Here is a 16,372-nt window from a genome sequence, read left to right on the forward strand (position 1 = left end):
TCATGGCTGAAGCCGAAAAGACTGTCCGTACGCTGACTGGCCGTGTTGTCAGCGACAAGATGGACAAAACCATCACCGTTTTGATCGAGCGTCGCGTTAAGCACCCGATCTACGGTAAATACGTTAAGCGTTCGACTAAGCTGCACGCGCACGACGAAACCAATCAGTGCCACATCGGCGACAAAGTCACTATTCGTGAAACTCGTCCGCTGGCCAAGACCAAGTCTTGGGCACTGGTTGATGTTCTCGAACGCGCTGTGGAAGTCTAAGGACTAGGGGTCGGAGAAATTATATGATTCAGACTCAATCCATGCTCGATGTGGCCGATAACAGCGGCGCTCGCCGCGTTATGTGCATCAAGGTGCTGGGTGGCTCCCATCGTCGTTACGCTGGTATCGGTGACATCATCAAAGTTACCGTGAAGGAAGCAATTCCTCGCGGTAAAGTGAAAAAAGGCCAAGTGATGACTGCTGTTGTAGTCCGCACTCGTCACGGCGTTCGCCGTGCAGATGGCTCCATTATCCGCTTTGATGGCAACGCTGCTGTTCTTCTGAACAACAAGCAAGAGCCGATCGGCACCCGTATCTTTGGGCCAGTGACCCGTGAACTTCGTACTGAGAAGTTCATGAAGATCGTCTCGCTCGCCCCAGAAGTGCTGTAAGGAGATCCGACATGCAAAAGATTCGTCGTGACGACGAGATCATCGTGATCGCCGGCAAAGACAAAGGTAAGCGCGGTAAGGTGCTGAAGGTTCTTGCTGATGACCGTCTGGTCGTTGGTGGTCTGAACCTGGTCAAGCGTCATACCAAGCCTAACCCGATGTCGGGCGTACAAGGCGGTATCGTCGAGAAAGAAGCGCCACTGCACGCTTCTAACGTCGCCATCTTCAACGGCGAAACCAACAAGGCTGACCGCGTTGGTTTCAAAGTAGAAGACGGTAAGAAAATTCGTGTCTTCAAGTCGACCCAAAAAGCGGTTGATGCTTGAACACTGCTAGGTAGAAGACCATGGCACGACTAAAAGAGATTTACCGGAAGGAAATCGCACCGAAACTTAAGGAAGAACTTAAGCTTTCGAACGTGATGGAAGTTCCGCGCGTTACCAAAATCACCCTGAACATGGGTCTGGGCGAAGCGATCGGCGACAAAAAAGTCATCGAGCACGCTGTTGCTGACCTGGAAAAGATCACCGGCCAGAAAGTCGTTGTGACCTACGCTCGGAAATCCATCGCTGGCTTTAAAGTCCGTGAAGGTTGGCCGATCGGCGTCAAAGTGACCCTGCGCCGTGAGCGTATGTACGAGTTCCTGGATCGTCTGCTGTCGATCTCCCTGCCTCGGGTTCGCGACTTCCGCGGCCTGAATGCCAAGTCCTTCGATGGTCGTGGCAACTACAGCATGGGCGTTAAAGAGCAGATCATTTTCCCGGAAATCGACTACGACAAGATCGATGCTCTCCGCGGTCTGGACATCACCCTGACCACCACTGCCAAGAACGATGATGAAGGCCGCGCTCTGCTGCGTGCATTCAAATTCCCGTTCCGCAACTGATTGGAGTAGGAAAATGGCCAAGAAGAGCATGAAAAATCGCGAGCTGAAGCGTCAGCTCACGGTTGCCAAGTACGCCAAAAAGCGTGCAGCACTGAAAGCTATCATCGTTGATCTGAACGCAAGTCCAGAAGCACGTTGGGAAGCTACAGTTGCCCTGCAGAAGCAGCCACGTGACGCAAGCGCTGCGCGCATGCGTAACCGCTGCCGCCTGACCGGTCGTCCACACGGCGTTTACCGCAAGTTCGGCCTCGGCCGTAACAAACTGCGTGAAGCGGCAATGCGTGGTGACGTACCAGGTCTGGTTAAAGCCAGCTGGTAAGTACTGTCAAAGTCTCGGTGTTCAGGTTCGCAAGATCCTGACCACCGGTGGCCTTGAATCTGGATCAAGCCCCTATTGGGGCTTGTTTCATTTCTGGAATATGTCTAAGATACGCGGCTCGCCTGAGCCCGTGTTTTTTATGCCCGGAGATTCTCGGCGACACGTAGTAGCCGCAAGGCTAATTTTTTTGTATTAGGAGCGTCTAGCCCATGAGTATGCAGGACCCGTTAGCGGACATGCTAACTCGAATCCGTAATGCCCAGATGGCTGAAAAGTCCGTCGTAAGCATGCCATCTTCCACGTTGAAGGTAGCTGTTGCCAAAGTCCTGAAAGACGAAGGCTACATTGCGGGTTATCAGATCAGCAGCGAAATCAAACCACTGCTGTCCATCGAGCTGAAGTACTTCGAAGGCCGTCCGGTCATCGAGGAAGTGAAGCGCGTTAGCCGTCCAGGCCTGCGTCAGTACAAGTCCGTTGAAGATCTGCCAAAAGTTCGTGGCGGTCTCGGCGTGTCTATCGTCTCCACCAACAAAGGTGTGATGACGGATCGTGCTGCGCGCGCTGCCGGTGTCGGCGGCGAAGTTCTTTGCACTGTGTTCTAAGGGGGGATAAGCATGTCACGCGTCGCTAAGAACCCCGTTAAGCTGCCAGCCGGTGTCGAAGTCAAATTCGCAGGCCAACAGCTTTCGGTGAAGGGTGCCAAGGGCACTCTCGAACTGAACATCCATTCGTCCGTTGAGATTGTTGAAGAAGCTGGTGAGCTGCGTTTCGCTGCTCGCAATGGCGATCAACAAACTCGCGCAATGGCCGGTACCACTCGTGCGTTGGTAAACAACATGGTCCAAGGCGTAAGCCAAGGCTTCGAGCGTAAGCTCCAGCTGGTCGGTGTTGGTTACAAAGCGCAAGCAAAAGGCACGGTGCTGAACCTGGCCCTTGGCTTCTCGCACCCAGTGGATTACGAGCTGCCGGAAGGCATCACCGCTGAGACTCCTAGCCAGACCGATATCCTGATCCGGGGCATCGATAAGCAGCTGGTAGGTCAAGTGGCCGCTGAGATCCGCGACTTCCGTCCACCAGAGCCGTACAAAGGCAAAGGTGTGCGCTACGCGGACGAAGTCGTCCGTCGTAAAGAAGCCAAGAAGAAGTAGGGCATAGCAAATGACCGACAAAAAAGTTACTCGACTGCGTCGCGCTCGCAAAGCACGCCTGAAAATGCACGAACTCGAAGTCGTGCGTCTCTGCGTGTTCCGCTCGTCGCAGCACATCTACGCCCAGGTCATCTCGGCCGACGGCAACAAAGTCCTGGCAAGCGCCTCGACTTTGGATAAAGAACTGCGTGATGGGGCCACTGGCAACATCGACGCGGCCACTAAGGTTGGCCAGCTGGTCGCTACGCGTGCAAAAGCCGCTGGCGTCTCGCAGGTGGCTTTCGACCGCTCTGGCTTCAAGTACCACGGCCGCGTCAAGGCGCTGGCTGATGCTGCTCGTGAAGCTGGGCTGGAGTTCTAAGTTATGTCAAATAACGACCAAAAGCGCGACGAAGGCTACATTGAGAAGCTGGTTCAAGTTAACCGCGTAGCCAAAACCGTTAAAGGCGGCCGTATCTTCACTTTCACCGCGTTGACCGTGGTTGGTGATGGTAAGGGCCGTGTTGGCTTCGGCCGTGGCAAGTCGCGTGAAGTGCCTGCTGCGATCCAGAAGGCAATGGAAGCTGCTCGCCGCAACATGATCCAAGTTGATCTGAACGGCAACACTCTGCAGTACGCAATGAAGTCCGCTCACGGCGCTTCGAAGGTGTACATGCAGCCTGCTTCTGAAGGTACCGGTATCATCGCTGGCGGCGCTATGCGTGCCGTCCTCGAAGTTGCTGGCGTTCAGAACGTTCTGGCCAAGTGCTACGGCTCGACTAACCCGGTAAACGTGGTTCACGCCACTTTCAAAGGTTTGAAAGCAATGCAGTCTCCTGAATCCATTGCTGCCAAGCGCGGCAAAAGTGTCAAGGAGATCTTCTGATCATGGCTACCGTAAAAGTAACGCTGATCAAAAGCATGACCGGCCGCATCCCTAACCACAAACTGTGCGTTAAGGGTTTGGGTCTGCGTCGCATCGGTCACACTGTAGAAGTCCAGGATACTCCCGAGAATCGCGGGATGATCAACAAGGCTTACTACATGCTGCGTGTAGAGGGTTAATCGATGAAACTCAATGATCTGAGTCCAGCGCCGGGTTCCCGTCGCGAAAAGCATCGTCCGGGCCGTGGTATCGGTAGTGGTTTGGGTAAGACCGGTGGCCGTGGCCACAAAGGTCAAAGCTCCCGCTCCGGTGGCACTATCGCTCCAGGCTTTGAAGGCGGCCAACAGCCGCTGCATCGTCGCCTGCCGAAATTCGGTTTCGTTTCCCTGAAAGCCATGGATCGCGCAGAAGTGCGTCTGTCCGAACTGGCTAAAGTGGATGGCGACATCGTCACCGTGCAGTCCCTGAAAGATGCCAACGTGATCAACGTCAACGTTCAGCGTGTGAAAATCATGCTGTCCGGCGAAGTTACTCGCGCTGTCACCATCGGAAAGGGAATCGGCGCCACCAAAGGTGCGCGTGCGGCTATCGAAGCAGCTGGCGGCAAGTTCGAGGAATAAATGGCTAAGCAAGGTGCTCTCTCTGCGCTCGGCAAAGGCGGTATGTCTGAACTCTGGGCTCGTCTGCGTTTTCTGTTCCTGGCGATTATCGTCTACCGAATAGGCGCACACATCCCGGTTCCAGGTATCAACCCGGACCGACTCGCGGACCTGTTTCGACAGAATGAGGGGACCATTCTTAGCTTGTTCAACATGTTTTCCGGCGGCGCGCTGGAGCGGATGAGCATCTTTGCACTGGGGATCATGCCGTACATTTCGGCATCGATCATCATGCAGCTGATGACCGCCGTCAGCCCGCAGCTGGAGCAGTTGAAGAAGGAAGGTGAAGCTGGCCGTCGCAAGATTAGCCAGTACACCCGCTACGGCACCGTTGTCCTCGCTCTGGTTCAGGCTATCGGCATGTCCGTTGGTCTGGCTGGGCAGGGCGTTGCGTTCACTGGTGACTTTGGCTTCCATTTCGTCGCGGTATCCACTTTTGTGGCTGGTGCGATGTTCATGATGTGGCTGGGTGAGCAGATTACTGAGCGTGGTGTTGGTAACGGTATCTCGATGTTGATTTTCGCAGGTATCGTTGCCGGTCTTCCGAGGGCAATTGGGCAGTCTTTCGAGTCTGCACGTCAGGGTGATATCAACATCTTCGCCCTGGTTGCTATCGGTTTGCTGGCAGTAGCGATTATCGGTTTTGTGGTGTTCATTGAGCGTGGTCAGCGTCGTATTGCTGTTCACTACGCCAAGCGTCAGCAGGGCCGCAAGGTTTTTGCTGCGCAGACTAGCCACTTGCCGCTGAAAGTGAATATGGCCGGTGTTATTCCTGCTATCTTCGCGAGCAGCATTTTGCTGTTCCCGGCTTCGTTGGGTGCCTGGTTCGGTCAGTCTGAAGGTATGGGCTGGTTGCAGGACATCTCGCAGTCGATCGCTCCTGGTCAGCCGTTGAATATTCTGCTGTTTAGTGCAGGGATTATTTTCTTCTGCTTCTTCTATACGGCGTTGATGTTCAATCCGAAAGACGTAGCGGAAAACCTGAAGAAGTCCGGTGCCTTTATTCCGGGTATCCGTCCAGGTGAGCAGTCTGCGCGCTATATTGATGGCGTTTTGACTCGCTTGACCATGTTCGGTGCTCTATATATGACGGCCGTCTGCCTGTTGCCCCAGTTCCTGGTGGTTGCAGCAAACGTTCCGTTCTACCTTGGCGGGACCTCGTTGCTGATCGTGGTCGTGGTTGTTATGGACTTCATGTCCCAAGTACAATCGCACCTCGTTTCGCACCAGTACGAATCCCTGATGAAGAAAGCCAACCTGAAGGGTTACGGCAGCGGCATGCTGCGCTGACCCATAAGGTTCGAGGAGTTGGTGATGAAAGTTCGTGCATCGGTGAAAAAGCTGTGCCGTAACTGCAAGATTATTCGCCGCGAAGGTGTTGTTCGAGTAATTTGCAGCGCGGAACCGCGTCACAAACAGCGCCAAGGCTGAGTGTGATTGTGCTTCAAGCCCAGCAGCTAGTGCGCTGCTGGGTTGATTATTTGTTATTACAGCGATATTATCTCGCGCCCTATTTCTTGGCTTCCGGGGCGTAGGTAGCTGTCAATTGGAGTCCCACTGAATGGCCCGTATTGCAGGCGTTAACATTCCAGATAACAAGCATACTGTTATCTCGCTGACCTACATCTATGGTGTTGGTCGCACTACTGCGCAGAAAATCTGTGCAGTGACTGGGGTAAACCCAGCGGCAAAGATCAAAGATCTGAGCGACGAGCAAATTGAACAGCTGCGTGGCGAAGTGTCGAAGTTCACCACTGAAGGTGACCTGCGTCGCGAAATCAACATGAAAATCAAACGCTTGATGGATCTGGGCTGCTACCGCGGTCTGCGCCATCGTCGTGGTCTTCCAGTGCGCGGTCAGCGTACCAAGACCAACGCGCGTACTCGCAAAGGTCCGCGTAAGCCGATCCGCAAGTAATCGCACCAGCGAATCGACAGGAATTTAGTCATGGCAAAACCTGCTGCTCGTCCTCGTAAAAAGATTAAAAAGACAGTGGTTGATGGCATCGCCCACATCCACGCGTCTTTCAACAACACCATCGTGACCATCACCGACCGTCAAGGTAACGCTCTTTCCTGGGCAACCTCCGGTGGTTCGGGTTTCCGCGGTTCTCGCAAGTCCACCCCGTTCGCTGCTCAAGTAGCTGCTGAACGTGCTGGTCAAGCTGCGCTGGAATACGGCCTGAAAAACCTCGACGTTAACGTCAAGGGTCCAGGTCCAGGTCGTGAATCTGCAGTCCGCGCTTTGAACGGCTGTGGCTACAAGATCGCCAGCATCACCGACGTGACGCCAATCCCGCACAACGGGTGCCGTCCGCCGAAGAAGCGCCGCGTGTAATCCAGGAGATTGTAAAGAATGGCTCGTTACATTGGTCCAAAATGCAAACTGGCTCGTCGCGAAGGCACCGATCTCTTCCTGAAGAGCGGCGTGCGCGCTATCGAATCTAAGTGCAACATCGAAGCAGCACCTGGTATCCACGGCCAACGCCGCGGTCGCCAGTCCGACTACGGCACCCAACTGCGTGAAAAGCAGAAGGTCCGTCGTATCTACGGCGTTCTCGAGCGTCAGTTCAGCGGCTACTACAAAGAAGCTGCTGGCAAGAAAGGTGCAACCGGTGAAAACCTGCTGCAACTGCTCGAATGCCGTCTGGACAACGTTGTATACCGTATGGGTTTTGGCTCTACTCGTGCCGAATCCCGTCAGCTGGTATCGCACAAATCCGTTAGCGTAAACGGCCAGACCGTTAACGTCCCGTCGTACCAGGTTCGTGCTGGTGACGTGGTCGCGATTCGCGAGAAAGCAAAGAACCAACTTCGCATTGTCCAAGCTCTCGATCTGTGTGCCCAACGTGGCCGCGTAGAATGGGTAGAAGTAGACACTGAGAAGAAGTCGGGCGTTTTCAAGAACGTTCCAGCTCGCAGTGATCTGTCCGCCGACATCAACGAAAGCCTGATTGTCGAGCTCTACTCCAAGTAAGGGCTAGAAAATAGGTGCATCCATGCAGATTTCGGTAAATGAGTTCCTGACACCCCGCCATATTGATGTGCAGGTTGTCAGTCCAACCCGCGCCAAGATCACTCTCGAGCCTCTCGAGCGTGGTTTTGGCCACACCCTGGGCAACGCGCTGCGCCGCATCCTGTTGTCCTCAATGCCCGGCTGTGCAGTAGTCGAGGCCGAGATTGACGGTGTGCTCCACGAGTACAGCGCCATCGAAGGTGTACAGGAAGACGTAATTGAAATCCTGTTGAACCTTAAAGGTCTGGCTATCAAGCTGCACGGCCGTGACGAAGTTACGCTGACCTTGTCGAAGAAGGGTTCGGGGGTGGTTACCGCTGCCGATATTCAGCTGGATCATGATGTCGAGATCGTTAACCCCGATCACGTAATCGCTAACCTGGCGTCTAACGGCGCCCTGAACATGAAGCTCACCGTAGCTCGTGGTCGTGGTTATGAACCGGCAGACTCGCGTCAGAGCGATGAAGACGAAAGCCGCAGCATCGGTCGCTTGCAGCTTGACTCTTCGTTCAGCCCGGTTCGCCGTATCGCATACGTGGTGGAAAACGCCCGTGTCGAGCAGCGTACTAACCTGGACAAGCTGGTTATTGATCTGGAAACCAACGGTACCCTGGATCCTGAAGAGGCTATCCGTCGTGCTGCAACCATTCTGCAACAGCAGTTGGCTGCGTTCGTCGACCTCAAAGGTGACAGTGAGCCAGTGGTAATCGAGCAAGAAGACGAGATCGATCCGATCCTGCTTCGCCCGGTTGACGATCTGGAACTGACTGTACGTTCGGCTAACTGCCTTAAGGCGGAAAACATTTACTACATCGGCGACCTGATTCAGCGTACCGAAGTAGAACTGTTGAAGACTCCGAACCTTGGCAAGAAATCCTTGACCGAAATCAAGGACGTTCTGGCCTCCCGCGGTCTGTCCCTCGGCATGCGCCTCGACAACTGGCCGCCTGCAAGTCTTAAGAAGGACGACAAGGCGACTGCCTGATCGTCGTAATCACCGAACGTTGTGTTTGGTAAGGAATGAACCATGCGTCATCGTAAAAGTGGTCGTCACCTGAGCCGCACCAGCTCGCACCGCAAGGCCATGTTTCAAAACATGGCGGTGTCGCTGTTCGAGCACGAGCTGATCAAAACTACACTGCCGAAAGCTAAAGAACTGCGTCGCGTTGCTGAGCCGCTGATCACTTTGGCCAAGACAGACAGCCTGGCTAACCGCCGTCTGGCTTTCGACCGTACTCGTTCGAAAGCTATCGTTGGTAAGCTCTTCAACGACCTGGGCAAGCGTTACGCTACCCGTGAGGGTGGCTACCTGCGCATCCTCAAGTGCGGTTTCCGCGCTGGCGACAACGCTCCTATGGCGTACGTCGAGTTGGTTGATCGTGCTGTCAGCGGCGAAGCTGTATCCGCTGAGTAAGACGTCAGTCTGAAACGAAGAACCGGGCCTAGTGCCCGGTTTTTTGTGTCTGCAGTAAAAGCCGGCAACCAATCAAACCTTTCAGCAGAGCTCGATTTGGCTATTTGTCTTCCTGGCTAATTAGTAATTATCTATCGAACATCATGAATTAATGAATTTGATGGTGTCATCGGGATGGTCAATACTCGATGTCAGCCGATTAGCCGGCAGTTTCAAGACTGACAGAGGAAGATTGAGCATGAGCCAGAACAAAACGCTTACCACCGCCAGTGGCGCTCCGGTCGCCGATAACCAGAATTCCCGTTCCGCCGGTCCTCGTGGCCCATTGCTGCTCGACGACTTTCATTTGATCGAGAAGCTTGCCCACTTCAACCGTGAAAACATCCCTGAGCGTCGCGTGCATGCCAAGGGTTCAGGTGCCTACGGGACGTTCGCTGTCACCCGGGACATCACTCAGTACACCAGCGCCAAGCTGTTCGAGTCCGTGGGCAAGCAAACACCGACCTTTTTGCGCTTCTCCACGGTAGGCGGTGAGCGTGGCTCGGCTGATACCGAACGCGATCCCCGTGGTTTCGCCTTGAAGTTCTATACCGAGGAAGGTAATTGGGACATCGTTGGCAACAACACGCCGGTGTTTTTCATCCGTGACCCGCTGAAGTTTCCCGATTTTATCCACACCCAAAAGCGTCTGCCGCAGAGCAATCTGAAGAGCGGCCAGATGATGTGGGACTTCTGGTCGCATTCGCCTGAGGCGCTGCACCAGGTCACCATCCTGTTCTCGGATCGGGGTATTCCTGATGGCTACCGCCACATGCACGGGTTCGGCAGTCACACTTACAGCCTGATCAGCGCCACAGGCGAGCGGCACTGGGTGAAGTGGCACTACAAGACCCTGCAAGGGATCAAGAACCTCGCTCCGGCGGAAGCGGCAAGACTGGCGGGTACTGATCCGGATTACGCCCAGCGCGACCTGTTTGGCGCGATTGAGCGTGGTGACTTCCCAAAATGGCGCGTGTGCATTCAGATCATGAGCGAGGCCCAGGCCGCAGCTCATTACGAGAACCCGTTTGACGTGACCAAGACCTGGTCGCAGAAGGAGTTCCCGCTGATTGAAGTGGGCGAGCTGGAGCTTAACCGCAACCCGCAGAATTACTTCGCTGAAGTCGAACAGGCGGCGTTTGGTCCAAGCAATATGGTGCCGGGGGTAGGCCTGTCGCCGGACCGCATGCTGCAAGGACGAGTCTTTGCGTATGCCGACGCTCATCGCTATCGCGTGGGTACCAACCACCAGCAACTGCCGGTCAACGCGCCGCGCAGCCCGGTGAACAGCTACCAGCGCGACGGCTCCATGGCCTTCGGCAGCAACGGTGGCGCGGCGCCTAACTATGAGCCGAACAGCTACGCGGATGCGCCCAAACAGGCGCCTCGGTATGCCGAGCCCGCATTGGCGCTCAGCGGCGCGGCAGATCGTTATGATCACCGTGAAGACACCGACTACTACAGTCATGCTGGCGCGCTTTTCCGCCTGATGAACGAAGATCAGAAGGCGTTGTTGATCAGCAACATTGCCGGTGCCATGGCCGGTGTTTCGGCGGACGTGGTCCAGCGTCAACTGCAACATTTCTTCAAGGCCGACCCGGCTTATGGAGAAGGAGTCGCAAAGGCGTTGGGCGTACAGCTTAACTAAGTCTAAACGAGAAGCAGAACCGCCCTCATTTGGGCGGTTTTTGCGTTATTTAAGCTACTTTTCTCAGAATATCTTCACTTTGTTAGCGTTTTTCCAGTGACCTGCAAGTCAGCTTGGTTCAAACTATCCACTTTCAAGCAGGGAGATGTAGGGCGATGCAAGGTCACCCGGACGTAATCGATTACCTCAACACGTTGCTGACGGGCGAGCTGGCAGCACGTGACCAATATTTCATCCATTCGCGGATGTACGAAGACTGGGGCTTCAGCAAGCTCTTCGAACGTATCAATCACGAGATGGAAGAAGAGGCACAACATGCTGACGCCCTGATGCGTCGCATCTTGATGCTCGAAGGCACGCCGCGCATGCGTCCAGATGATCTGGACACCGGCACCACGGTGCTTGAGATGCTCGCCAGCGATCTGCGCCTGGAATACAAGGTGCGCGCCGCGCTGTGCAAAGGCATCGAGCTTTGCGAGTTGCACAAGGACTATGTCAGCCGTGACATCCTGCGCATTCAATTGGCCGATACCGAAGAAGATCACACCTACTGGCTGGAGAAGCAGTTGGGCCTGATCAAGGTCATCGGACTGGAAAACTACCTGCAATCGCAGTTCTGATTTTCCGTCAGCGCCGTACTGGATCGTTCGCAAGGCGATTTCAGTGACATAAAAAAGCCCCTGGCATCTCACAATGCCAGGGGCTTTTTCGTGGGGCTCAATCCCTGTCGCGAGCCAACAGAGGTTTGAGGTAGTACCCGGTGTGGGACTGCGCCATCTCGGCCACTTGCTCCGGTGTGCCGACCGCGATGATCTGCCCGCCCTTGGAGCCGCCTTCAGGGCCCAGGTCCACCAGCCAGTCAGCGGTCTTGATCACGTCCAGGTTGTGCTCGATCACCACCACGGTGTTGCCGTGGTCGCGCAGGCGATGCAAGACGTCGAGCAGTTGCTGGATATCGGCGAAGTGCAGGCCGGTAGTCGGCTCGTCGAGGATGTACAGGGTCTTGCCGGTATCGCGCTTGGACAACTCACGCGACAGCTTGACCCGCTGGGCCTCGCCACCGGACAGCGTAGTCGCCGACTGCCCGAGCTTGATGTAGGACAGGCCGACATCCATCAGGGTCTGCAGTTTGCGCGCCAGCGCTGGCACTGCATCGAAGAAGACCCGCGCTTCCTCGATCGTCATTTCCAGCACTTCGTGGATGCTCTTGCCCTTGTATTTGACCTCAAGGGTTTCGCGGTTGTAGCGCTTGCTCTTGCACACATCGCAGGGCACGTAGATGTCCGGCAGGAAGTGCATCTCGACCTTGATCAGACCGTCGCCCTGGCAAGCCTCGCAGCGTCCACCCTTGACGTTGAACGAGAAGCGCCCCGGCCCGTAACCGCGCGAACGCGACTCTGGGACGCCGGCGAACAGCTCGCGAATCGGTGTGAACAGACCGGTGTAGGTCGCCGGGTTGGAACGCGGTGTCCGTCCAATCGGGCTCTGGTCGATATCGACCACCTTATCCAGATGCTGCAGGCCGTTGATGCTGTCGTGGGCAGCGGCTTCCAGGGTGGTTGCACCGTTCAGTGCCGTGGCGCTGAGAGGGAACAGGGTGTTGTTGATCAGGGTCGACTTGCCCGAGCCGGAGACCCCGGTCACGCAGGTCAGCAGGCCGATTGGAATCTCCAGGTCGACGTTGCGCAAGTTGTTGCCACGGGCGCCCTTGAGCGACAAGGTGAGCTTCTTATTACGCGGCGTGCGCTTGGCTGGCACCGCGATCTTCACCCGCCCCGACAGGTACTTGCCGGTCAGCGAATCAGGGTGGGCCATGACTTCGGCTGGCGTGCCTTCGGCAACGATGTGTCCACCGTGCACCCCGGCGCCTGGGCCGATATCCACCACGTAGTCGGCCAGGCGAATGGCGTCTTCGTCATGCTCAACCACGATCACCGTGTTGCCGATGTCGCGAAGGTGCTTGAGGGTGCCCAGCAGGCGATCGTTGTCCCGCTGATGCAGGCCGATTGACGGTTCGTCGAGGATGTACAGCACCCCGACCAGGCCTGCGCCGATCTGGCTGGCCAGGCGAATCCGCTGTGCCTCGCCACCGGACAAGGTGTCCGCGCTGCGGTCCAGCGACAGGTAATCGAGACCGACATTGACCAGGAACTGCAGGCGCTCGCGAATCTCCTTGAGGATCTTGTCGGCAATTTCGCCGCGACGTCCGGTCAGCTTGAGCACGCCGAAGTATTCACAGGCGTCGCCGATCGGCAGGTTGGTCACCGCCGGCAGGGTTTTCTCGCCGACCCACACATGCCGCGCTTCACGACGCAGGCGGGTGCCACGGCAATCCGGGCAGGGCTGGGTGCTGAGGAACTTCGCCAGCTCTTCGCGCACGGTGGCCGACTCGGTTTCGCGGTAGCGACGCTCGAGGTTCGGCACGATGCCTTCGAACGGGTGCGAGCGCTTGACGATATCGCCACGGTCGTTGAGGTACTTGAAGTCGACGTTCTGCGAACCGCTGCCGTTGAGGATGACCTTCTGCTGGTCGGCGGGCAGTTGGTTGAATGGCACTTCGAGGCTGAAACCGTAGTGCGACGCCAGGGAACCGAGCATCTGGAAGTAGTAGACGTTGCGCCGGTCCCAGCCGCGAATCGCACCTTCGGCCAGGGTCAGGTCGCCGTTGACCAGGCGCTTGATATCGAAGAACTGCTTGACCCCCAACCCGTCACAGGTCGGGCAGGCGCCAGCCGGGTTGTTGAAGGAGAACAGCTTGGGTTCCAGCTCACTGATGGCGTGTCCGCAGATCGGGCAGGCAAAGCGCGCGGAGAAGATGATTTCTTCACCAGGCTCATCATCCATCGGCGCCACCAGGGCGATGCCGTCCGCCAGTTTCAGGGCGGTTTCGAAGGATTCGGCCAGGCGCTGCTGCAGATCGGCCCGGACCTTGAAGCGGTCTACGACCACGTCGATCGAATGCTTCTTCTGTTTATCCAGCTTCGGCAGTTCGTCGAGTTCGCACAGCCTGCCGTTGACCCGTGCCCGGACAAAGCCCTGGGCCCGCAGTTCTTCGAAGACCGAGAGGTGCTCGCCCTTGCGCTCGCGAATCACCGGGGCCAGCAGCATCAGCTTGCTGCCTTCCGGCTGGGCCAGGACCAGGTCGACCATCTGGCTGACGGTCTGGGCTTCCAGCGGGATATCGTGATCGGGGCAGCGCGGAATACCGACGCGGGCATACAGCAGGCGCAGGTAGTCGTAGATTTCAGTGATGGTGCCCACGGTGGAGCGCGGGTTGTGCGAGGTCGATTTCTGTTCGATGGAGATGGCTGGCGACAGACCTTCGATGGTGTCGACGTCAGGCTTTTCCATCATCGACAGGAACTGTCGGGCGTAGGCCGACAGCGACTCGACATAACGGCGCTGGCCTTCGGCGTACAGGGTGTCGAAGGCCAGGGACGACTTGCCGGATCCGGACAGGCCGGTGATGACGATCAGCTTGTCCCGCGGCAGGGTCAGGTCGATGTTCTTCAGGTTGTGGGTTCGGGCCCCACGAATCAGGATCTTGTCCAAAAGCGGCCTCGCTTGGCGGGCATCGAAAACGAAGGAGTATAAAGCCAAATACTGGATGGATGCACACTATCAACGTGCGGATTTATGCGGCGGTCGAGGGGGTGTGACCCCAGGTCGCGGCACGGGTACGTGACAAAGAGTCGCCATGTACCCCGTCTATCGATGGGACTGGTAGAATCGCCGCCGGTTCACATGAGGTTTATCCATGCACGATCCCCACAGCGAACGCATGAGTGGCAGCGAGACCCGCGCAGCGAGCGGTCTGGCCCTGGTGTTCGCCTTCCGTATGCTTGGCATGTTTATGGTGTTGCCGGTCCTGGCGACCTATGGCATGGACCTGGCTGGCGCAACCCCGGCCCTGATCGGCCTGGCGATTGGCGCCTACGGCTTGACCCAGGCATTGTTCCAGATCCCGTTCGGCATCATCTCCGACCGCATTGGCCGGCGCCCGGTGATCTACCTCGGGTTGATCGTCTTTGCCCTGGGCAGTGTGCTGGCGGCCAACGCCGATTCGATCTGGGGGGTGATTGCCGGACGGGTCCTGCAGGGGGCGGGGGCGATTTCCGCGGCGGTCATGGCGCTGCTGTCAGACCTGACCCGCGAGCAACACCGGACCAAAGCCATGGCGATGATCGGTATGACCATCGGTCTGTCGTTTGCCGTGGCCATGGTGGTCGGTCCGTTGCTGACCCGCAGCTTTGGCCTGTCGGGGTTGTTCCTGGCGACCGGCGGCATGGCCCTGGTGGGGATTCTGATCATTGCCTTTATGGTGCCGCGCTCCACCGGGCCGTTGCAGCATCGTGAATCCGGCGTGGCCCGCCAGGCACTGTTGCCGACCCTCAAGCATCCGGACCTGCTGCGCCTGGATCTTGGTATCTTCGTGTTGCATGCGATGCTGATGTCGAGCTTCGTTGCCCTGCCTCTGGCGCTGGTGGAAAAAGCCGGCCTGCCCAAGGAACAGCACTGGTGGGTCTACCTCACCGCGTTGTTGATCTCGTTCTTCGCCATGATCCCGTTCATCATCTACGGCGAGAAGAAACGCAAAATGAAACGAGTTCTGCTCGGTGCCGTCAGTACCCTGATGCTCACTGAGCTATTCTTCTGGCAGTTCGGCGACAGCTTGCGGGCGCTGGTGATAGGTACGGTGGTGTTCTTCACCGCGTTCAATCTGCTGGAAGCCTCCTTGCCATCGCTGATCAGCAAGGTTTCACCGGCCGGCGGCAAAGGCACGGCCATGGGGGTTTACTCCACCAGTCAGTTTCTCGGTTCGGCCTTGGGCGGTATCCTTGGCGGCTGGTTGTTCCAACATGGCGGTTTGTCGGTTGTGTTCCTGGGATGCGCAGGTCTGGCTGCACTCTGGCTGGTCTTTGCTGTTACCATGCGCGAGCCCCCATATGTGACGAGCCTGCGCTTGCCGTTATCGCCCGAAGCGATCCGCGAAGCCGGTCTGGTCGAGCGCCTGAAGGCCGTTGTTGGGGTAACAGATGCAGTGGTGGTGGCCGAGGAGGCCGCCATTTACATCAAATTGGACACCGAATTATTGGATCGCGCGACCCTCGAGCAGCTGGTCAATCCAGCGCCGGCGGCGAGCGAAGCCTAGGAGAACGTTATGGCCCGTGGGGTTAACAAAGTCATATTGGTCGGCACTTGCGGCCAGGATCCCGAAGTTCGCTACCTGCCTAACGGTAACGCCGTGACCAACCTGAGTCTGGCAACCAGCGAACAGTGGACCGACAAACAGACCGGCCAGAAAGTCGAAAAGACTGAATGGCACCGCGTCTCGATGTTCGGCAAAGTCGCGGAGATCGCTGGCGAGTACCTGCGTAAAGGTTCGCAGGTCTACATCGAAGGCAAACTGCAAACCCGCGAGTGGGAAAAAGACGGCATCAAGCGTTACACCACTGAAATCGTGGTCGACATGCAAGGCACCATGCAACTGTTGGGCGGCCGTCCACAGGGCGACCAGCAAGGCGGTGGCATGTCCAACTCGGCGCCACGTCCTCAGCAGTCCCGTCCGCAGCCAAGCCAGCAGCCACAGCGTGAGTCGCGTCCAGCGCCTCAGCAGGCGGCACCGCAGCCGGCTCCGGATTTCGACAGCTTCGATGACGATATTCCGTTCTGATCCAGCGCCGTCAAAAGCACTGAGCAAAGGCCCTTGGCGATAA

The 16,372-nt window shown here is 56.9% G+C and carries 23 protein-coding genes; 22 read left to right on the forward strand and 1 reads right to left on the reverse strand.

Annotation, left to right across the window (positions count from 1 at the left end; all coding sequences use genetic code 11):
* Window positions 1–2 precede the first annotated feature (2 nt).
* The 20 genes from rpsQ to bfr all read left to right on the forward strand — a co-directional run bounded on the left by rpsQ (window position 3) and on the right by bfr (window position 11,275).
* Window positions 3–269, forward strand: a complete 267-nt coding sequence (gene rpsQ, locus MF4836_RS18995) for a 30S ribosomal protein S17 (protein WP_003176419.1) — start codon at window positions 3–5, stop codon at window positions 267–269.
* 23 nt (window positions 270–292) lie between these two features.
* The gene (gene rplN, locus MF4836_RS19000) at window positions 293–661 is read left to right on the forward strand and encodes a 50S ribosomal protein L14 (RefSeq protein ID WP_002555479.1); all 369 of its coding nucleotides are present in this window, start codon (window positions 293–295) and stop codon (window positions 659–661) included.
* An 11-nt stretch (window positions 662–672) separates the two neighbouring features.
* Window positions 673–987 (forward strand): 50S ribosomal protein L24, encoded by a 315-nt coding sequence (gene rplX, locus MF4836_RS19005; protein WP_007896770.1) that lies wholly within the window; start codon window positions 673–675, stop codon window positions 985–987.
* 20 nt (window positions 988–1,007) lie between these two features.
* Window positions 1,008–1,547: a 50S ribosomal protein L5 gene (rplE, locus tag MF4836_RS19010; RefSeq protein ID WP_003210069.1), complete on the forward strand. Its 540-nt coding sequence runs from the start codon at window positions 1,008–1,010 to the stop codon at window positions 1,545–1,547.
* A 13-nt stretch (window positions 1,548–1,560) separates the two neighbouring features.
* Complete coding sequence (rpsN, locus tag MF4836_RS19015) at window positions 1,561–1,866, forward strand: 30S ribosomal protein S14 (RefSeq protein WP_020297852.1); 306 nt, start codon at window positions 1,561–1,563, stop codon at window positions 1,864–1,866.
* Window positions 1,867–2,075: 209 nt separating this feature from the next.
* Complete coding sequence (gene rpsH / locus MF4836_RS19020) at window positions 2,076–2,468, forward strand: 30S ribosomal protein S8 (protein ID WP_017848802.1); 393 nt, start codon at window positions 2,076–2,078, stop codon at window positions 2,466–2,468.
* A 12-nt stretch (window positions 2,469–2,480) separates the two neighbouring features.
* Window positions 2,481–3,014 carry a 50S ribosomal protein L6 gene (rplF, locus tag MF4836_RS19025; protein ID WP_007896774.1) on the forward strand — a complete coding sequence of 178 codons (534 nt, stop codon included), beginning with the start codon at window positions 2,481–2,483 and terminating at the stop codon, window positions 3,012–3,014.
* A gap of 10 nt (window positions 3,015–3,024) precedes the next feature.
* The gene (gene rplR / locus MF4836_RS19030; protein ID WP_003186037.1) at window positions 3,025–3,375 is read left to right on the forward strand and encodes a 50S ribosomal protein L18; all 351 of its coding nucleotides are present in this window, start codon (window positions 3,025–3,027) and stop codon (window positions 3,373–3,375) included.
* A 3-nt stretch (window positions 3,376–3,378) separates the two neighbouring features.
* On the forward strand, window positions 3,379–3,879 hold the full coding sequence (gene rpsE, locus MF4836_RS19035) for a 30S ribosomal protein S5 (protein ID WP_078471565.1): 501 nt from the start codon (window positions 3,379–3,381) through the stop codon (window positions 3,877–3,879).
* Between the two features lie 2 nt (window positions 3,880–3,881).
* On the forward strand, window positions 3,882–4,058 hold the full coding sequence (gene rpmD / locus MF4836_RS19040; RefSeq protein ID WP_003176408.1) for a 50S ribosomal protein L30: 177 nt from the start codon (window positions 3,882–3,884) through the stop codon (window positions 4,056–4,058).
* A 3-nt stretch (window positions 4,059–4,061) separates the two neighbouring features.
* Window positions 4,062–4,499 carry a 50S ribosomal protein L15 gene (gene rplO, locus MF4836_RS19045; protein ID WP_020297853.1) on the forward strand — a complete coding sequence of 146 codons (438 nt, stop codon included), beginning with the start codon at window positions 4,062–4,064 and terminating at the stop codon, window positions 4,497–4,499.
* Window positions 4,500–5,828 (forward strand): preprotein translocase subunit SecY, encoded by a 1,329-nt coding sequence (gene secY / locus MF4836_RS19050; protein ID WP_007924182.1) that lies wholly within the window; start codon window positions 4,500–4,502, stop codon window positions 5,826–5,828.
* A gap of 24 nt (window positions 5,829–5,852) precedes the next feature.
* Window positions 5,853–5,969, forward strand: a complete 117-nt coding sequence (gene rpmJ, locus MF4836_RS19055; RefSeq protein ID WP_002555468.1) for a 50S ribosomal protein L36 — start codon at window positions 5,853–5,855, stop codon at window positions 5,967–5,969.
* A 130-nt stretch (window positions 5,970–6,099) separates the two neighbouring features.
* A complete protein-coding gene (gene rpsM / locus MF4836_RS19060) occupies window positions 6,100–6,456 on the forward strand; it encodes a 30S ribosomal protein S13 (RefSeq protein ID WP_020297854.1) in 357 nt (118 codons plus the stop codon).
* 30 nt (window positions 6,457–6,486) lie between these two features.
* Window positions 6,487–6,876 carry a 30S ribosomal protein S11 gene (gene rpsK / locus MF4836_RS19065; RefSeq protein ID WP_007924177.1) on the forward strand — a complete coding sequence of 130 codons (390 nt, stop codon included), beginning with the start codon at window positions 6,487–6,489 and terminating at the stop codon, window positions 6,874–6,876.
* Between the two features lie 18 nt (window positions 6,877–6,894).
* The gene (gene rpsD / locus MF4836_RS19070; RefSeq protein ID WP_003210056.1) at window positions 6,895–7,515 is read left to right on the forward strand and encodes a 30S ribosomal protein S4; all 621 of its coding nucleotides are present in this window, start codon (window positions 6,895–6,897) and stop codon (window positions 7,513–7,515) included.
* Window positions 7,516–7,537: 22 nt separating this feature from the next.
* Window positions 7,538–8,539, forward strand: coding sequence for a DNA-directed RNA polymerase subunit alpha (locus tag MF4836_RS19075; RefSeq protein ID WP_003176403.1), 1,002 nt, complete (start codon window positions 7,538–7,540; stop codon window positions 8,537–8,539).
* A 42-nt stretch (window positions 8,540–8,581) separates the two neighbouring features.
* Window positions 8,582–8,968: a 50S ribosomal protein L17 gene (gene rplQ, locus MF4836_RS19080; protein WP_020297855.1), complete on the forward strand. Its 387-nt coding sequence runs from the start codon at window positions 8,582–8,584 to the stop codon at window positions 8,966–8,968.
* 238 nt (window positions 8,969–9,206) lie between these two features.
* The gene (locus tag MF4836_RS19085) at window positions 9,207–10,655 is read left to right on the forward strand and encodes a catalase (RefSeq protein WP_078471566.1); all 1,449 of its coding nucleotides are present in this window, start codon (window positions 9,207–9,209) and stop codon (window positions 10,653–10,655) included.
* A 155-nt stretch (window positions 10,656–10,810) separates the two neighbouring features.
* The gene (gene bfr / locus MF4836_RS19090; RefSeq protein ID WP_078471567.1) at window positions 10,811–11,275 is read left to right on the forward strand and encodes a bacterioferritin; all 465 of its coding nucleotides are present in this window, start codon (window positions 10,811–10,813) and stop codon (window positions 11,273–11,275) included.
* A 97-nt stretch (window positions 11,276–11,372) separates the two neighbouring features.
* On the opposite strand, the gene uvrA is transcribed toward bfr, so the two are convergent.
* Entirely contained in the window at window positions 11,373–14,207 is a 2,835-nt protein-coding gene (gene uvrA / locus MF4836_RS19095; RefSeq protein ID WP_020297858.1) for an excinuclease ABC subunit UvrA, read from the reverse strand.
* A 205-nt stretch (window positions 14,208–14,412) separates the two neighbouring features.
* Between uvrA and MF4836_RS19100 the strand changes: the two genes are divergently transcribed.
* Together MF4836_RS19100 and MF4836_RS19105 are read left to right on the forward strand one after the other, a co-directional pair.
* The gene (locus MF4836_RS19100; protein ID WP_078471568.1) at window positions 14,413–15,807 is read left to right on the forward strand and encodes an MFS transporter; all 1,395 of its coding nucleotides are present in this window, start codon (window positions 14,413–14,415) and stop codon (window positions 15,805–15,807) included.
* Between the two features lie 9 nt (window positions 15,808–15,816).
* Window positions 15,817–16,329, forward strand: coding sequence for a single-stranded DNA-binding protein (locus tag MF4836_RS19105; protein ID WP_020297860.1), 513 nt, complete (start codon window positions 15,817–15,819; stop codon window positions 16,327–16,329).
* Window positions 16,330–16,372 lie beyond the last annotated feature (43 nt).

This window comes from Pseudomonas sp. MF4836 (genome assembly GCF_002018875.1).
In the GTDB taxonomy this organism is placed as follows: domain Bacteria; phylum Pseudomonadota; class Gammaproteobacteria; order Pseudomonadales; family Pseudomonadaceae; genus Aquipseudomonas.

Excerpts from the sequence above, each read along its gene's own strand:
- rpsQ (WP_003176419.1), top strand. The coding sequence starts at position 3 with ATGGCTGAAGCCGAAAAGACTGTCCGTACGCTGACTGGCCGTGTTGTC.
- rplN (WP_002555479.1), top strand. The coding sequence starts at position 293 with ATGATTCAGACTCAATCCATGCTCGATGTGGCCGATAACAGCGGCGCT.
- rplX (WP_007896770.1), top strand. The coding sequence starts at position 673 with ATGCAAAAGATTCGTCGTGACGACGAGATCATCGTGATCGCCGGCAAA.
- rplE (WP_003210069.1), top strand. The coding sequence starts at position 1,008 with ATGGCACGACTAAAAGAGATTTACCGGAAGGAAATCGCACCGAAACTT.
- rpsN (WP_020297852.1), top strand. The coding sequence starts at position 1,561 with ATGGCCAAGAAGAGCATGAAAAATCGCGAGCTGAAGCGTCAGCTCACG.
- rpsH (WP_017848802.1), top strand. The coding sequence starts at position 2,076 with ATGAGTATGCAGGACCCGTTAGCGGACATGCTAACTCGAATCCGTAAT.
- rplF (WP_007896774.1), top strand. The coding sequence starts at position 2,481 with ATGTCACGCGTCGCTAAGAACCCCGTTAAGCTGCCAGCCGGTGTCGAA.
- rplR (WP_003186037.1), top strand. The coding sequence starts at position 3,025 with ATGACCGACAAAAAAGTTACTCGACTGCGTCGCGCTCGCAAAGCACGC.
- rpsE (WP_078471565.1), top strand. The coding sequence starts at position 3,379 with ATGTCAAATAACGACCAAAAGCGCGACGAAGGCTACATTGAGAAGCTG.
- rpmD (WP_003176408.1), top strand. The coding sequence starts at position 3,882 with ATGGCTACCGTAAAAGTAACGCTGATCAAAAGCATGACCGGCCGCATC.
- rplO (WP_020297853.1), top strand. The coding sequence starts at position 4,062 with ATGAAACTCAATGATCTGAGTCCAGCGCCGGGTTCCCGTCGCGAAAAG.
- secY (WP_007924182.1), top strand. The coding sequence starts at position 4,500 with ATGGCTAAGCAAGGTGCTCTCTCTGCGCTCGGCAAAGGCGGTATGTCT.
- rpmJ (WP_002555468.1), top strand. The coding sequence starts at position 5,853 with ATGAAAGTTCGTGCATCGGTGAAAAAGCTGTGCCGTAACTGCAAGATT.
- rpsM (WP_020297854.1), top strand. The coding sequence starts at position 6,100 with ATGGCCCGTATTGCAGGCGTTAACATTCCAGATAACAAGCATACTGTT.
- rpsK (WP_007924177.1), top strand. The coding sequence starts at position 6,487 with ATGGCAAAACCTGCTGCTCGTCCTCGTAAAAAGATTAAAAAGACAGTG.
- rpsD (WP_003210056.1), top strand. The coding sequence starts at position 6,895 with ATGGCTCGTTACATTGGTCCAAAATGCAAACTGGCTCGTCGCGAAGGC.
- MF4836_RS19075 (WP_003176403.1), top strand. The coding sequence starts at position 7,538 with ATGCAGATTTCGGTAAATGAGTTCCTGACACCCCGCCATATTGATGTG.
- rplQ (WP_020297855.1), top strand. The coding sequence starts at position 8,582 with ATGCGTCATCGTAAAAGTGGTCGTCACCTGAGCCGCACCAGCTCGCAC.
- MF4836_RS19085 (WP_078471566.1), top strand. The coding sequence starts at position 9,207 with ATGAGCCAGAACAAAACGCTTACCACCGCCAGTGGCGCTCCGGTCGCC.
- bfr (WP_078471567.1), top strand. The coding sequence starts at position 10,811 with ATGCAAGGTCACCCGGACGTAATCGATTACCTCAACACGTTGCTGACG.
- MF4836_RS19100 (WP_078471568.1), top strand. The coding sequence starts at position 14,413 with ATGCACGATCCCCACAGCGAACGCATGAGTGGCAGCGAGACCCGCGCA.
- MF4836_RS19105 (WP_020297860.1), top strand. The coding sequence starts at position 15,817 with ATGGCCCGTGGGGTTAACAAAGTCATATTGGTCGGCACTTGCGGCCAG.